This is a genomic window from Streptomyces triticirhizae (assembly GCF_003696235.1).
GTDB classification, from domain to species: Bacteria; Actinomycetota; Actinomycetes; order Streptomycetales; family Streptomycetaceae; genus Streptomyces; species Streptomyces triticirhizae.
Genome location: NZ_RFFJ01000009.1, coordinates 1 through 14,230, shown reverse-complemented (window position 1 = coordinate 14,230; position 14,230 = coordinate 1). Strand labels below are relative to the sequence as shown.

The 14,230-nt window shown below is 71.4% G+C and carries 14 protein-coding genes; 4 read left to right on the top strand and 10 right to left on the bottom strand.

All coding sequences use genetic code 11. The features are described 5' to 3' along the window. Positions 1-121: 121 nt before the first annotated feature. The 3 genes from EBN88_RS03505 to EBN88_RS30405 all read right to left on the bottom strand — a co-directional run bounded on the left by EBN88_RS03505 (position 122) and on the right by EBN88_RS30405 (position 2,365). The gene (locus EBN88_RS03505) at positions 122-703 is read right to left on the bottom strand and encodes a TOBE domain-containing protein (RefSeq protein ID WP_122182293.1); all 582 of its coding nucleotides are present in this window, start codon (positions 701-703) and stop codon (positions 122-124) included. 17 nt (positions 704-720) lie between these two features. Further along, the gene (locus EBN88_RS03500) at positions 721-1,617 is read right to left on the bottom strand and encodes a sterol desaturase family protein (protein ID WP_122182292.1); all 897 of its coding nucleotides are present in this window, start codon (positions 1,615-1,617) and stop codon (positions 721-723) included. Between the two features lie 82 nt (positions 1,618-1,699). Further along, on the bottom strand, positions 1,700-2,365 hold the full coding sequence (locus EBN88_RS30405) for a hypothetical protein (RefSeq protein WP_158621313.1): 666 nt from the start codon (positions 2,363-2,365) through the stop codon (positions 1,700-1,702). On the opposite strand from EBN88_RS30405, the gene EBN88_RS03490 reads away from it, so the two are divergent. The 4 genes from EBN88_RS03490 (at position 2,330) to EBN88_RS30395 (ending at position 7,035) form a co-directional block, all read left to right on the top strand. Further along, positions 2,330-6,151, top strand: a complete 3,822-nt coding sequence (locus EBN88_RS03490) for an RHS repeat-associated core domain-containing protein (RefSeq protein WP_158621312.1) — start codon at positions 2,330-2,332, stop codon at positions 6,149-6,151. The genes EBN88_RS30405 and EBN88_RS03490 overlap by 36 nt on opposite strands. A 35-nt stretch (positions 6,152-6,186) precedes the next feature. Beyond that, positions 6,187-6,432, top strand: a complete 246-nt coding sequence (locus tag EBN88_RS03485) for a S1 domain-containing protein (RefSeq protein ID WP_122182290.1) — start codon at positions 6,187-6,189, stop codon at positions 6,430-6,432. A 174-nt stretch (positions 6,433-6,606) separates the two neighbouring features. Beyond that, positions 6,607-6,753: a hypothetical protein gene (locus EBN88_RS30400; protein ID WP_158621311.1), complete on the top strand. Its 147-nt coding sequence runs from the start codon at positions 6,607-6,609 to the stop codon at positions 6,751-6,753. Positions 6,754-6,885: 132 nt separating this feature from the next. Continuing rightward, positions 6,886-7,035 carry a hypothetical protein gene (locus tag EBN88_RS30395; RefSeq protein WP_158621310.1) on the top strand — a complete coding sequence of 50 codons (150 nt, stop codon included), beginning with the start codon at positions 6,886-6,888 and terminating at the stop codon, positions 7,033-7,035. 52 nt (positions 7,036-7,087) lie between these two features. Here EBN88_RS30395 and EBN88_RS03480 read toward each other — a convergent pair whose 3' ends face one another. The 7 genes from EBN88_RS03480 to EBN88_RS03450 form a co-directional block, all read right to left on the bottom strand. Beyond that, positions 7,088-8,272: an HTTM domain-containing protein gene (locus EBN88_RS03480; RefSeq protein WP_122182289.1), complete on the bottom strand. Its 1,185-nt coding sequence runs from the start codon at positions 8,270-8,272 to the stop codon at positions 7,088-7,090. After that, on the bottom strand, positions 8,269-8,838 hold the full coding sequence (locus EBN88_RS03475) for a DUF5819 family protein (RefSeq protein ID WP_233580429.1): 570 nt from the start codon (positions 8,836-8,838) through the stop codon (positions 8,269-8,271). Before EBN88_RS03475 ends, EBN88_RS03480 begins: the two co-directional genes overlap by 4 nt. Before the next feature lie 228 nt (positions 8,839-9,066). After that, positions 9,067-10,281 carry an ice-binding family protein gene (locus EBN88_RS03470; RefSeq protein WP_199742237.1) on the bottom strand — a complete coding sequence of 405 codons (1,215 nt, stop codon included), beginning with the start codon at positions 10,279-10,281 and terminating at the stop codon, positions 9,067-9,069. Between the two features lie 419 nt (positions 10,282-10,700). Next, the gene (locus EBN88_RS03465; RefSeq protein ID WP_122182288.1) at positions 10,701-11,708 is read right to left on the bottom strand and encodes an ABC transporter substrate-binding protein; all 1,008 of its coding nucleotides are present in this window, start codon (positions 11,706-11,708) and stop codon (positions 10,701-10,703) included. A 35-nt stretch (positions 11,709-11,743) separates the two neighbouring features. Beyond that, entirely contained in the window at positions 11,744-12,496 is a 753-nt protein-coding gene (locus tag EBN88_RS03460) for an amino acid ABC transporter ATP-binding protein (RefSeq protein WP_122182328.1), read from the bottom strand. A 14-nt stretch (positions 12,497-12,510) separates the two neighbouring features. Then, on the bottom strand, positions 12,511-13,527 hold the full coding sequence (locus EBN88_RS03455) for an amino acid ABC transporter permease (protein ID WP_233580432.1): 1,017 nt from the start codon (positions 13,525-13,527) through the stop codon (positions 12,511-12,513). Positions 13,528-13,576: 49 nt separating this feature from the next. Next, the gene (locus EBN88_RS03450) at positions 13,577-14,137 is read right to left on the bottom strand and encodes a GNAT family N-acetyltransferase (protein WP_122182287.1); all 561 of its coding nucleotides are present in this window, start codon (positions 14,135-14,137) and stop codon (positions 13,577-13,579) included. Positions 14,138-14,230 lie beyond the last annotated feature (93 nt).

The following is a 14,230-nucleotide window of genomic DNA, read 5'->3' as shown; positions in this document are numbered from 1 at the left end:
AACGGCAGCGGGACCAGCACCACCGGGGTGGCGAGGACATGGACGAACCGGTCGCCCGAGGGCGTGAACCGGCCGCGCCGCCGGGCGGAGGCGGCCTCGTGGACGGGGGAGTCGACCGTCGTCACGGCGTCACCAGCCAGGCGCGCTCGACCTCGCAGGCCAGCGCCACCGGATCGCCCGGGCGCGGCCCGGCGGCCCGCTCGGGCGTGGTGACCTGGAGCGTGTGGTCGCCCACGGCCACGTCGTAGGACGTGGTCGCGCCGTTGAACTCCAGGTTCCTCACCGTGCCGCGCGACAGCCCCTCGCCCTCGGGAACGAAGCGCAGCGTCTCCGGCCGCAGCGAGAGGGACGCCTCGTCGCCGACGGCCAGTTCGAGGTCGGCGCGGCACCGGTATCCGTCCGGAGCCGCCAGGCAACGCCACGCCAGGTCGAGCAGCCACTCGTAGCCGGGCCGGGGATCGTCTCCGGGCTGGGCCAGGCGCCAGATCATCGCGGTGTAGATGCCGCGCGTCGTGCCCGAGGAGGCCACGTCGCGGATGAGGATCCTGCCCCGGAACGCGGGGTCGGTCAGGTCCTCCCAGTCCTGCGGGGCTTCTTCGGGGGGCAGCATCTCGGGGTTGTGGACGATCACCTGGACCACCCGCATCTCGCCCAGCCACAGGTCGTCCTCGCCCCGGAACTCCTCGGGGACCCGCCGCGCCACGTCCCGGGGCGCCGGGGTCAGCAGGTCGGCGGGGTCGGCCGGGGGGTTCCGGGGGAGTTGGGGAACTCGGCGACGCCGGGAACGGGGGCGGGCTGCCAGCCGGGGCCACGGAACACCCTTCCCGCCCGTTCCCGCCAGCCGCGCGCGGCGCGCAGGTCGCGGGCGATGGCGGCGTACTCGTGGGTGGCGACGCGCAGCGGGTTGTAGGTGGTGATGTTCTTGGTGAGGCCGTAGACGGGCCTCTCGACCTCGCCGGCCCAGGAGCCGAAGAGTCGGTCCCAGACGATGAGGATGCCGCCGAAGTTCCGGTCCAGGTAGCTGCCCTGGGAGGCGTGGTGCACCCGGTGGTGGGATGGCGTGTTGAGGACGAACTCGACGGGGCGGGGCAGCCTGTCGATGCGTTCGGTGTGAATCCAGAACTGGTAGACGAGGTTGAGCGAGGAGCAGAACGCGAGGGCCGCCGGGTGCACGCCGAGCGCGATCAGCGGCAGGTAGAACGGCCAGGACGTGAGGCTGGTCCAGGGCTGGCGGAGCGCGGTGGTGAGGTTGAACTTCCGGCTGCTGTGGTGCACCACGTGGCAGGCCCACAGGACGCGGATGACGTGGTGGCCCCGGTGCGACCAGTAGTAGAAGAAGTCCTGCGCGAGGAGCATCAGCGGGACCGTCCACCACGTCAACTCGACGCGCAGCGGGGTCAGTTCATAGACGGCGGTGTAGATCGCGACGATCGGGATCTTCCACAGGAGGTCGAAGAAGAGACTGCCGAGGCCCATGCTGAGACTGGTCGCGGCGTCCTTGGTTTCGTACCCGGCCTTGTCCTCGTCCGGATGGATGCGGTAACTGACCATTTCCACGACGGTGAGCAGCACGAACGCCGGTATGGACCACAGCACGACATCGGGCAGGTTCGGCATGGGACGAACGTAGAGCCGGGCGCCGGGCCCGGCTAGCCCCCGTTACCGACAAGTAGAACGAGGCGGGGCGGGCCGGGCGTTGTCAGTTCCCCACAGGGGTGGGGGGCGCGGCGGGTTCGGCGAGCAGGGTGAGGTCGTTGTCGCCGGTGAAGGCCGGGCGCACGGTCAGGTCGCCGTTCCGGAGGGGGGCCGTGGGATGGACGTCGGTCCTGCGGCGGTCGTGGGTGTCGCCGGCGATGCGGGCGAGCGGGGCGGTGTGGCCCTCGGGGGTGGTGAGGTGGAGGCGCCAGACGCGGGCCTCGGCGGGCGCGGACGGGGGCAGCGGCAGGTCGGCGTAGGCGAGGGTGGCGGAGAGGTGGCCGTCGGCGGTGGGGGTGACGGTCAGCGGTGTCTCGCGGCCGGTGGCGTCGCGGGCGGTGACGCGGCTGCCCGGCGTGGCCGGCGCGTTGACGGCGATGGTCACGGTGGTGTCGGTGGTGCGGATCTCGGTGACCTCGGCGTGGTGGGGGCGCTGCCAGGTGCGGAGGGTGAGGTTGCCGTCCTTGGTGGGGTAGGGAATCCAGGCGGTGGCGCCCCTGGGGGTAGCGCGGGGCCGGGCGACGACCAGCGCTGCGGTCTCGACGAGGCGGGCGGCGAGGCGTTGGGGTTTCGGCCGCTCGGCGGTGGCGAGGAAGGCGTCCCAGCGGCCCTCGGCCAGGGTGTGCTCGGCGCGGTGGACGCTGGCGCGGCCGTGGCGGTCGAACGGCACGCGGAGGGAACGGCGTTGGGGGTCCTTGCGCAGGCGGAGGAGGAGTTCGCCCCGGGCGGGGCGGTCGAGGGCACCGCGCGGAACGACGGCCGCACCGTCACCACCGCCTACCAGCCCGCCACCGGCCTGCCGGCCACCGTCACCCAGACCTCGCCGCCGGCCGACCCCGACGACCCGAGCACCGCGCAGACCAACGTCATCGCGCTCGACCCGCTGCGCGCCCTGCCGGTGCGCACCACCGACACCAACGGCCACCAAACCGTCCTGCGCCACGACGCGTTGGGCCGCGCCAGCCACGTCTGGCTGCCCGACCGCGACCCCGACGACACCCCGACGTACCAGTTCGACTACCGCTTCGTCGAGGGCTCGCCCGTCGCGGTGCGCACCCGCACCATCGGCGTGGACGGCGAACAGGACTCCTCCTACGTCCTCTACGACGGCCTGCTGCGCGAACGCCAGACCCAGGACCCGGGCCCCGACGGCGGGCGGCTGCTGACCGACACCCTCTACAACGCCCTCGGCCTGCCGCACCGCACCCACGCCCCGTACCACGGCTCGGGCGCGCCGACCAACCAGCTCTACCTGCCGGACGTGCCGCAGATCGAGACCCAGACCCGCCTCAGCTACGACGCCCTCGGCCGGGAGACCCGGCGGCAACTCGTCGCGGGCAACGGCGACGGCGGCGAGATCCTCGGCACCACCGAGACCCACTACTTCGGCGACCGCACCACCGTCATCCCGCCCGAGGGCGACACCGCCACCACCACGATCCAGGACGTGCGGGGCCGCACCACCGAACTCCGCCAGCACCACGAGCGCACCCTGGGTGCCGCGTTCGACGCCACCACCTACGCCTACACGCCCTTCGACCTGCTGGCGCGCGTCACCGACCCCGCCGGAAACGAATGGGTCTACGAGTACGACCAGTTGGGCCGCCGCACCCAGGCCCACGACCCGGACGCCGGCACCACCGTCAGCGTCCACGACGACCGCGACCAGATCACCAGCACCACGGACGCGCGCGGCGCCACCCTCGCCTACGCCTACGACAACCTCGGCCGGCGCACCGAACTCAGCGACGGGGCCGGCGAGACGCTCGCGACCTGGGAGTACGACACCGTGCCCGGCGCCCAGGGGCAGTTGGCCGCCGCCACCCGCCACGAGGACGGCGAGCCCTACACCACCCGCGTCCTGGAGTACGACGCGCTCTACCGCGCCCTGCGCACCGAGGTCACCATCCCCGCGTCGGAGGGCGCGCTGGCCGGTTCCTACGAGACGGCCACCAGCTACGCCGCCTCCGGCCTGCCCGAGGCGTACACCTACCCGGCCGCCGGGAACCTCTCCTCGTTGACCGTGACCCCGCGCTACGAGGACGGCACCCGACGGCAGGTCGGACTCGACGGCTCCCAGGGCCTGTACACCCGGACCAACTACAGCCTGACGGGCAAGCCGCTCCAGTTCGAGATGAAGCTCGACCCGGACGCGTACGAGGCGGCGTGGGTCACCAACACCTACGAGTGGGGAACGCAGCGCCTCAAGACCTCCTGGACCATGCGCTTCCTCGCCGGCGGGCCCGACCGGTACGAGACCTACTCCTACGACGAGGCCGGCAACGTCACCTCCATCAACGACGTCTCCCTCACCGGCAGCGAGACCCAGTGCTTCCGGTACGACCACCTGCGGCGCCTCACCGAGGCCTGGGCCCAGACCGAGGAGGAGTGCGCGGCCGACCCGGCCGACGCGACCCTCGGCGGGCCCGCGCCCTACTGGCACTCCTACGCCTACGACCTGTCAGGGAACCGCCTGACCGAGACCTTCCACGAACGGGACACCACCCGCACCTACGCCTACCCGGAGGCCGGCGGCCCGCAGCCGCACACCCTGACCTCCGTCGTCGAGGAGACCCCCGAGGTCCGTTCCCTGGAGCAGTACGCCTACGACGCCGCCGGGAACACCGTCGCGCGCCAGACCGGCGGCGACACCCAGGAGTTGGCGTGGAACGCCGAGGGGCGGCTGACCGAGGTCACCGAGGCGGACGGCACCCGCACCGAGTATCTCTACGATGCCGAGGGCAACCGCCTCATCGGCCGCACCCCGACCGAGACGACGCTGTACCTCGGCCACACCGAGGTCGTCCTCCCGGCGGGCGCCTCGACGGCCCGGGCCACCCGCTATGTGGACGCCGGCGGCGGGCACCTGGTCGTCCTGGAGGACAACGGCGACATCTCCTACACCCTCGCCGACCACCTCGGCACGGCCCGGGTCGCCGTCGACGCGTGGACGCTCGAGGCCAGCCAGCGACGCGTCCTGCCCTTCGGCGAGATCCGGGGCGCGGACGCCGACTCCTGGCCCGGCACCCGGGGTTACGTCGGCGGCACCACCGACACCTCGACGGGGTTGACCCACCTCGGCGCCCGCGAGTACGACCCGGCCACCGGGCGTTTCCTCTCCCTCGACCCGGTGATGGACCTCACCGACCCGCAGCAGATCCACGGCTACACCTACGCCAACAACAACCCGCTGACCTTCGCCGACCCGACGGGGCTGTTCTTCAAGGACATCATCCGGGGCATCAAGAGCGGGGTGCGGAAGATCACCAACGCGACCCGTCAGACCGTCGGCAGCGCCGGCCGCACCTGGAGCAACCGGGCCAGCCAGGCCGCCCGCGACTACCGCTGCGGGTTCAGCTGCTCTTCCCAGGACGCGCGGGGGTACCAGCCGCAGTGCGACGACGCGTGCCGCGCCGCCGCGCTGTACCGCTGCGGCTGGGCGTGCACCGACGAGATGCCGGTGCCCCGGCAACCACCGGTGTGGATGCAGGCGTTGGGGCAGTTCCTCTACAGCGCCATTCCGCTGGTGGACCTGCCCGCCTGCATCGCCGACTCCGACGTGGGGGCGTGCCTCGACACCGGCACCGACCTGGCGGGCAGCCTGAAGGCGGCGTTGATCGCCGTCCGAGCCGTCGTCCCCGACACGACACGCTGCTCCGGCGACGGCGCGCTGTGCAACAGCTTTGTCCCCGGCACCCGCGTCCTGATGGCCGACGGCACCAGCCGTCCCATCGAGGAGGTGCGGATCGGTGACGAGGTGGTGGCCACCGACCCGGAGACGGGCGAGACCAGCGCGCGGACGGTGACCGCCGAGATCGCCACGACGGAGACCAAGTACCTGACCCGGTTGGTCGTTGACACCGAGGACGGCCGGGCCGTTCTCGTCGCCACCGACGACCACCCGGTGTGGAACGAGACGACCCGCTCCTGGACCGAGGCGGCCGACCTGCCGCCCGGCGCCGAACTCACCGCCCCCGACGGCACGTTGACCCGCGTCGCGGCCTCCACCCGGCACACCCGGGGCACCGCTGTCCACAACCTCACGGTGGAGGGCCCACACACCTACTATGTGCTGGCGGGCGAGACGCCGGTGCTGGCGCACAATTCAGGGTCGGACTGTGATGTGAGCATCTACAAGGCGCCAAGCCGGGGTACGACGCAGAGGTTGCTGGAGGACGGGTTCGACCCGGCTGATTTCCCGGGGTCAGGAAATGGATACCCCGACGGTAGGGCGTACTTCGGTCTCCAGGATGAAGGCCGAGAGATCGCCCTCGATTATGCGAGTCGTGGAGGATATGACTCGGCGGTGGTTCGAGTTAGAATACCGGAGGCCGATTTCGATCGTTATTTCAGTTCGTATGTTGGATCCCATAATGGGGTGCCGGGGGTGGAGGTTGCCATTCCGAATACGCAATTCGAAGTGCTGAATCGCTATCCGAGGGAATTGATCGAATGAATAATGGAGATCAGAATCCTTCTGAGCTTGAGCTCGTGGGATCACTCGTCGTCGGCCGCGTTGTGGCGATCTTCAATTGGGGTGTCATCGTAGATATTGGGTTGTCGAAAGTCGGCTTGATTGACGCCCTGTATGTTGATGATGAGGACAAGTATGAGCCTGGAGCGGAGGTGGCCGCGTATCTCGAGTCGTTGGACTCGATGAAAGATAAGTACATCCTGAGGCCTCCTCATCAGACCTCGCTTGCGGAGCGGCTGCGAAATAAGGGGTACGATGTGTAGTTCTTTGAGGGAACTCCTGCGATCGTCCGCCATGCGAGCTTGGAACGCTTCCTGCGGTCGACGTGAGCAGCCCGCGCCCTGTTCGGTCCTGGCTCGGTTGCCCGAACGGCCAACGATGCACAGCCGGAGTTCGACGAGGGCGCGGCCGGCGACATCTACACCTACAACGTCGCCGTGCACACCGTGCTCAGCGAGGACGACACCCTCGTGGTGTCGTACAACGTCAACTCCTCCTCGCTGGACGACGTCTTCGCCGACGTCAGCCTCTACCGGGCCCGCTTCCTGGAGTTGGAGTTCGCCGCCACCGAACCCACCTGCTGAGCGGAACGGCGACGCGGACGTTCGTGGGTCCGGCCGGGGGCCCCACCCGGCCGGACCCTGCGCAGGGCCCGGTTGAGTCGGTGGGCGGCAGCCCCGGCGGGTGGGTCTCGGAGGACGAAGTCCCGGCACGACGTGGCCTACGACCGGGGCAGGAACTTCGTCCCCACGGGGATCGACACGACCCGTCCGACGCGGCGGACCGGCTGCACCTCGGTGAACACCCAGGGGAATCTGGAGGGCGGCTACGCGCCGCTGTCGCACCGGTGGGTCGAGCGCTGCTGAACCGGGGCTGCGCCGGGGGGCGTGTCCCCCCGGCGGGCGGGGGCGTGGTCCGTCAGCGCGCGCCGACCGGTTCGCCGTGGTCGGTCCCGGCCGGGTGGGCGGCCTCCGGGGCGTCGTGGCCGGGGCGCGCGTCGTCGACCCCTTCCGGCGGCCGGCGCCGGCCTCGGAGCCGGCCGCGCGCCGCCCCGGCCAGCCACCGGTAGGCGCCGTCGGACAGGAAGACCGCGTCCGCGACGATCATCGCCCCGGAGAACAGCGGCAGTCCCATCAGCGCGGCGATGCTGAGGTGCGTCGCCAACATGAGGCCGAGCACGGGGTACTTGAGCCTGCCGAAGAGGACGAAGGGGAAGGCCACCTGGGAGAGCACGGTCAGGTAGCAGATGACCGTGAGGAGCACCTCGTGGCTGTCCACCAGGGACGACAGCGCGGGCCAGGGGCGGAACAGGTCGAGGTTCAGCACGTAGTGCAGCGCCGTCCCGTTGCCCCAGGCGCCGCCCTGCACCTTGAAGAGGCCCGCCGCACCGTAGAGGACGCAGACCTGCACGGCGATGACCACCATGGCGCAGTTGTGCAGGGCGGTGGTCAACTCCTCGCGGCATAGGGTGAGTTGCTGCCGCAGTCCCGGGCGACCCGCCTCCGCCCCCGGGGGAACGGGCGCGGCGTGGCCCTTCGCGGCGGCGCGGCGCTTGGCCCTCCTGGCGTCCAGGGACCAGCGCCGGCCGCACGCGGTGCAGCTCAGGTACAGGGCCATCAGCAGGATCAGGTTGTCCCCGCCGTCCGTCACGAAGATGGCCTTCGCGTGGAACGAGGCGACCAGGACGGCGAACACGACGGAGACGACCCTGGTGTGCCAGCCCAGCAGGAACAGCGCGGCGGTGAGCATGGCCAGCGCGTAGACGGCCTCGAAGTAGAGCCTGCTGTCGGAGAGGGTGAGCACGCTGACCCACCCCGTCTGGTCGAAGAGCTGCCGTGTCAGCGCGGGTGTCCAGGGCGAGCCGGGCCCCCAGATCTCGTCGCGGTGCGGGAACTCCCGCAGCAGGAAGACGAGGTAGAGCAGCCCGTACCCGACACGCAGCACGGCGGCGCCGTAGAGGTGCCTGGCCCGGCCGGTCAGGACCGACCGGAGCGCGCCGAACGGCGTGTCCGGCGGCTCGGTGGCGGGGTCCGCCACGGACTGCCCGACGCCGCGTGGCGAGGGCACGGGGCGCGCCGTGGCCTGTTCGTTGTGCGTGCTCATCCCTGAGAGACCTCCCACCAGGGCAGATCCCTGGTCTCCACCGCGTTCGGACTGACCTGCTGTGCGCCGTGGGCCGCGATCGGCACGGTCTCCACCCGCAGCCGCACGGCGTCGAAGGGCCCCGGCCTGTGCTCGGCGACGCGGTCCGCCGCGATGTTGCGCAGGTAGTCCCGCAGCATCACCGCGCGGTCCGAGTGCGGCACGTCCTCCGCGCCGTGGGCGTCGACGTAGGCGCTCCAGGCGCGGCGCAACGTGTTCTGCGCCGTGTGGCTGGGGAAGACGTGGTGCCTGACGGCGGAGGTGTCCAGGGCGGTGAGGTCGAACCAGTCGCTCTCCCGGGTCGCGCCGTCCGGCATCTCCTGCCGGGTCTTCACCGAGATCTGGACGTTCGCCGAGGCCGGATTGGGGGCGAAAAGCCTCCAGTCCTGTTCGAAGAAGGGATAGACCCACGCGTCGATCTGTTCTCCGTAACGCTGTGAGACGGCGTTTCTGGGGGCCACATGGAAGAACACCATCACCGTGTGAACGGACGCGACGACGACCAACAGCGCCACGATCAGACTCACCGTTCCTCTCAGGAGGCGCGGTGGTCGGGGATGTTCCGACACAGGGCGAGGAGGCTCGGCGGGTGCCTCCCCCTCCGTCTTTTCGGGGACTGGCCCGGCCGCTTTCATCTGGCTTCCTCCGCGTGTTTCTCTCTCGGAACGGCGCCGGCGTTCCGCGTGCACGGGGACGCGGAACGCCGGCCTGCTCACGGCCCGGCCGCCACCGTGGGGGTGGCCGGGCCTTCGCCGTTACTTGTCGTGGCCGCCGTGTCCGTCCTGCTCCTTCTTGCAGTCGTGGGGCCTGCCCTCTTCATGGGGCTTCTTGCAGTGGTCCTTTCCGTGCCCGCCGCCGCTGTGCCCGCCGCCGCTGTGGCCGCCACCGCTGTGGCCGCCCGAGTGGCCGCCGGTGTGTCCACCGCTGTGGCCGCCCGTGTGCGCGCCGGTGTGGGCACCTGTGAGGCCGCCGCTGGTGGTTCCGGCGATGAGGCCGCCCGTCGGGCCGGCGATCAGTCCGCCCGTGGTGCCCGCGCTGGTGGTCCCCGCGATCAGGCCGCCCGTCGGGCCGGCGATCAGGCCCCCGGTGGTGGTCTCGCCCGTGACCTGGCCGGTCACCTCTCCGGTGACCTCACCGGTGACGACTCCGGTCACCTCGCCCGTGACCTCACCGGTGACGACTCCGGTCACCTCGCCCGTCACCTCGCCGGTCACTTCGCCGGTGACGTCGGTGCCGCAGACGGACCGGGTGATCACGTTCTCGTCGAGCGTCACCGAGCCGTTGCGGGCGAGCGCCCGGCCGGCGATCGTCGCCCCGTTGTTCACCGTGATGGAGGTGAGCGCCAGGATGTTGCCCACGAAGGTGGTGTCCGTGCCGATGGTGGCGGAGCTGCCGATCTGCCAGAAGACGTTGCAGGGCTGCGCGCCGTTGATGAGAAGGATGTCGCTGGAGGTCGCCGTGGTCAGTGTCGAGCCGATCTGGAAGACCCAGACGGCGTTGGGGTCACCCTCGGCGTCCAGGGTCAGGGTGCCCGTGAGACCGATGGAGGAGGAGGCGTTGTAGACCCCGGGCGGCAGCGTCAGTCCGCCGATGTCACCGGCGATGTTGGCGTCGGGGGCCTGGCTGGCGGCGTCGTCGTAGGCGGCGGTCAGGTCGGTCTGTGCCTGGAGGGCTACGGCGTTCGCGGAGTGGGTGGCCCCGTTCACCGTCCCGGGCGGGAAGCCGGTGATCTCCGTCCCCGGGCTCACGCCAAGATCTCCCGTGACCACGGTGGAGCCGGTGTTGGTCACGGACTGGCCGCCCAGAACCGCGAAGCTGTCGGCGGTCCCCAGGGGCACCGCGGTCGCGATGGCCTGGGCCTGACCGGCCGTCACCATCAGTCCCAGGGACCCGAGCAGTACCGCCAGTGTCCCGGCGATCCACATGTGAAGGGCCCGCCAGCGGAATCTGGGGAAGATCTGCGATGTCATCGTTTGCCTGCTCCTCCGAGAATGTGTTGGGCGGTTCTCTCTTCGGTGTCCAGGTGACTGCGAAAACCAGGTGGTTCTTCCTCTTTCTGGCAGAACCGGGCACCGTCCGTACACATCCGCAATAAGGACACTAGGGAGGAACGGCGCGCTGGATCGTTCTGACGGACCGGCAAGTGGGTGAAGTCGTGCCCGGGACCGTGGTGGTGATGCGATCCGACACCCGGAAACGGCCTTGGCACGTCGCATCGCATGGGTGTGACAGAGCCGCCGGAAATCGACTCCGTCCGCCGGGAACGGGAACGGGAACGCGGGGGCGGGGGCGACGGGCCTCGGACTCGGGCAGCGGTGAGGGCCCGGGCCTGATGGCGCTGCCCGAGCCCTCGTCCGCGTGTGGCCCCGCGTTTCGGGGCTCGCCGCCCCTACTCCGTCGGCGGCAGCCCCGGCGGGTTGATCTCGGAGGCCTCGACGGCTTCGTCGGCCAGGCCCCAGCGGTCCAGGACCTCCGCGTAGGTGCCGTTCTCGATCGTCTCGTTGAGCGCCGCGTGTAGTGCCTCGATCAGTCCGTTGTCGCGTCGGGTGGTCGCGGCGATCTCGCCCTGGATGTTGTCGCCGGCGCCGGAGAACGTGCCGACGATCCGGGTTTCGCCGGTGACCCGGGCGTGGTAGGCGGTGCTGGGGCTGGGGCCGAGATAGGCGTCGAGGCGGCCGGAGGAGAGCGCGAGGTAGTAGTCGGTGGAGTTCTGGAAGTACCGGATGTCGGTGGGTTCCAGGCCGGCGGCTTCGTTCTGTTCGCTCCAACTGATCAGGATGGCCTCCTGGTTGGTGCCCGAGGTGACGCCGATGCTGCGGCCGGCGACGTCCTCGGGGCCGGTCACCGTCCAGTCGGCGTCGGCCCGCGCCTCGAAGGCGATGTTGTCCAGCCGGTAGGTGGCGAAGTCGTACTTCTCCTTGCGCTCCTCGGTGACGGTGATGTTGGCGAAGCCCGCGTCGTAACGGCCGCTGTCGAGGCCGACGAAGATGTTGGCCCAGTCGACCACGTTGTAGTTGACCTCCAGGTCCAGCACGTCGGCGACCAGCGAGGCGATGTCGGTCTCCACGCCGATCACGGTCTGGTCGTCGGTGGCGTAGAACGACAGCGGGGGAACGGTCCCGGCGGTGCTGACCACCTCCAGGGTGCCGCGTTCCCGGATCTCCTGGGGGACCAGCGCGGCGATCTCGGGCACCGGCTCGGTGCTGACGCGGTTCTGGTCGGGGGAGAGGTTGATCTCCTGGGCCTGGTCGGTGGCGGTCTCGGAGGCCGGTTCGGTGCCGCCGTCCTCGGGGTCGGCGCAGCCGGCCAGCGCCAGCGGCAGCGTGACGGCCAGGGCCAGGGCGGCGGGCAGGGGCACCGTGGCGCGGGCGCGGGGCGGGCGGACGACGACGTTCATGGGGCCTCGTTTCGTAGGAAGGGTGAGCGGGCCGGTCAGCGGACCTGGGCGAGGAAGGCGCGGGTGCGCGGATGGCGGGGGCGGTCCAACACCGCGTCGGGCGGGCCCTGTTCGACGATCCGGCCCTGGTCCATGAAGACCACCGTGTCGGCGATCTCGCGGGCGAAGCCCATCTCGTGGGTGACGACGAGCATGGTCGTGCCGCCCCGCGCCAGGTCCCTGATCACGGTCAGCACCTCGCCCACCAGCTCCGGGTCGAGCGCCGAGGTGGGCTCGTCGAAGAGCAGCACCCTGGGGGAGAGGGCCAGGGCGCGGGCGATGGCCACGCGCTGCTGCTGCCCGCCGGAGAGCTGGCGCGGGTAGGCGTCCAGCCGGTCGCCGAGGCCGACGCGGTCGAGCAGCGCCGCCGCCTCCCGCCGCGCCCGCGCGCGCGGGCGGCGCAGCGCCCCGACGGGGGCCTCCGCCACGTTCTCCAGCGCGGTGAGGTGCGGGAAGAGGTGGAAGTTCTGGAAGACGAAGCCGATCCTGGCCCGCTGCCGCAGCACGGCGCGCTCCCGCAGCTCGTGGAGGCGCCCGCCGACCCGGCGGAGGCCCATCAACGCGCCGTCCACGCGCACCAGTCCGGCGTCCGGGCGTTCCAGGTGGTTGATGGCGCGCAGCAGCGTGGACTTGCCGGAGCCGGAGGGGCCGAGGATCACGGTCACCTCGCCGGCGGCCACGGTCAGGTCGATGCCGTGCAGCACCTCGACCCCGCCGAAGCTCTTCCGCACGCCACGCACCTCGACCATGGGCGCGGGGCCGCTCACCGCGCGCCCCCCGCCCGCGCCTCGGGCGTGCCGGGTGCCTCGGGCGCGGCGCCCGGCGGCGCCTGACCCCGGCGGGCCAACCGGGCCGCCCACGGCGGCCGTTGGAGCGCCTCGCGGGCGCGGCGGAACGGTCCCGGCGTCGGCTCGCGCTCGGCGCCCCGGGCGAAGCGGCGCTCCACGGCGTGCTGGACGACGGTCAGCACGGTGGTGAGCACGATGTACCAGACGGTCGCCACCATCAGCAGCGGCACCACCCGCCCGTTGCGGCCGTAGATCACCTGCACCTGGTAGAACAGCTCGCCCAGCGCCATCACCGAGACGATCGAGGTGCCCTTGAACAGGCTGATGATCTCGTTGGCCGCGTTGGGCAGGATGCCGCGCATCGCCTGCGGCAGCACGATGCGGCGCAGCTGCCGCGCCTTCGGCAGGCCGAGCGCGGCGGCGGCCTCGCGCTGGCCGGAGTCCACGGCGATGATCCCGCCGCGCACGATCTCGGCGGCGTAGGCGGCCTGGTGCAGCGCGAGGCCGATCACGGCGGCGGCCAGCGGCCCGACCAGGTGCATCGTCTCGAACGTCCAGAACACCGGCCCGAACGGGATGCCCAGGCCCAACTCCCGGTAGAGATAGGCCAGGTTGAACCAGAACAGCAGCTGCACGATCAGCGGGATCGAGCGGAAGGCCCAGACGTAGGTCCAGGCGACGGCGCGGAGCACGGGGCTGCGCGACAGCCGCATCACGGCCAGCAGCACGCCGAGGGTGAAGCCCAACGCGGTGCCGTAGAAGGTGAGTTGGATGGTCAGCCAGACCGCCTTGAGGACGCTCTCGGCCAGCAGGTAGTCGAAGAAGGTGGGCCAGTCCCAGCCGGGGTTGGTGGCCAGGCCGTGCAGGAACTGCGCCGTCAGCACCACGACGAGGGCCCCGGCCAGCCAGCGGCCGTAGTGCCGGGCGGGGACCACCGGCAGGGTGGCCAGCTCCGCGAAGTCGTCGTTCAGCGGGGCGTGTTGGGCGGGCAGGGGGGCGGCGGGCGGGGCGCTGCTCACGGGTCCTCCGGTCGGGGTGCGGTCAGATGCGCGGGACGGTGGCGTCGGCGCTCGCGGTCGCGGTCGCTCCGGGCCCGGTCTCCCCGGGCGGGGTCTCCCCGGGCGCGAGCCGTTTCTCGAAGGGCAGCAGGTGGAGGGTCTCGGGGGCGGCGGCCAGGTCGAACAGCGGGGCGTAACCGGCGTTCAGATACAGCTGTCTGGCCTCCGGCTGCCGGGGCCCGGTGGTCAGCCAGACGCGCCGGTAGCCGCGCGCCGCCGCCGCCCGTTCGAGTTCGGCCACCACCCGGCGGGCCATCCCCCGGCGGCGGTGGGCGGGATGGGTCCAGATGCGCTTCAACTCGGCGGTGTGCTCGTCGAGTCGGCGGTACGCGCCGCCGGCGACGGCCGAGCCGTCGTGCAGCAGGAGCAGCAGCAGGCCGTGGGGCGGGGCGAACTCCGCCGCCGGATAGCGGCTCAGCTCGTTGGCCGCCGAGCCGTAGCGGGCGGTGTACTCGTGCGCCAGCCCGCGCAGCAGTGGGCGGACCAGCGGGTCGGAGAGCAGCGCGGGGGTGACGGTCAGCTCGTGCGGGGACGGCGACGACATCTCGTTCGGGGCCCTTCGCTCGGGTCAGCTCGGATCGGCTCCGGATCGGCTCCGGATCGGCTCCGGATCGGCTCCGGATCGGCTCCGGATCGG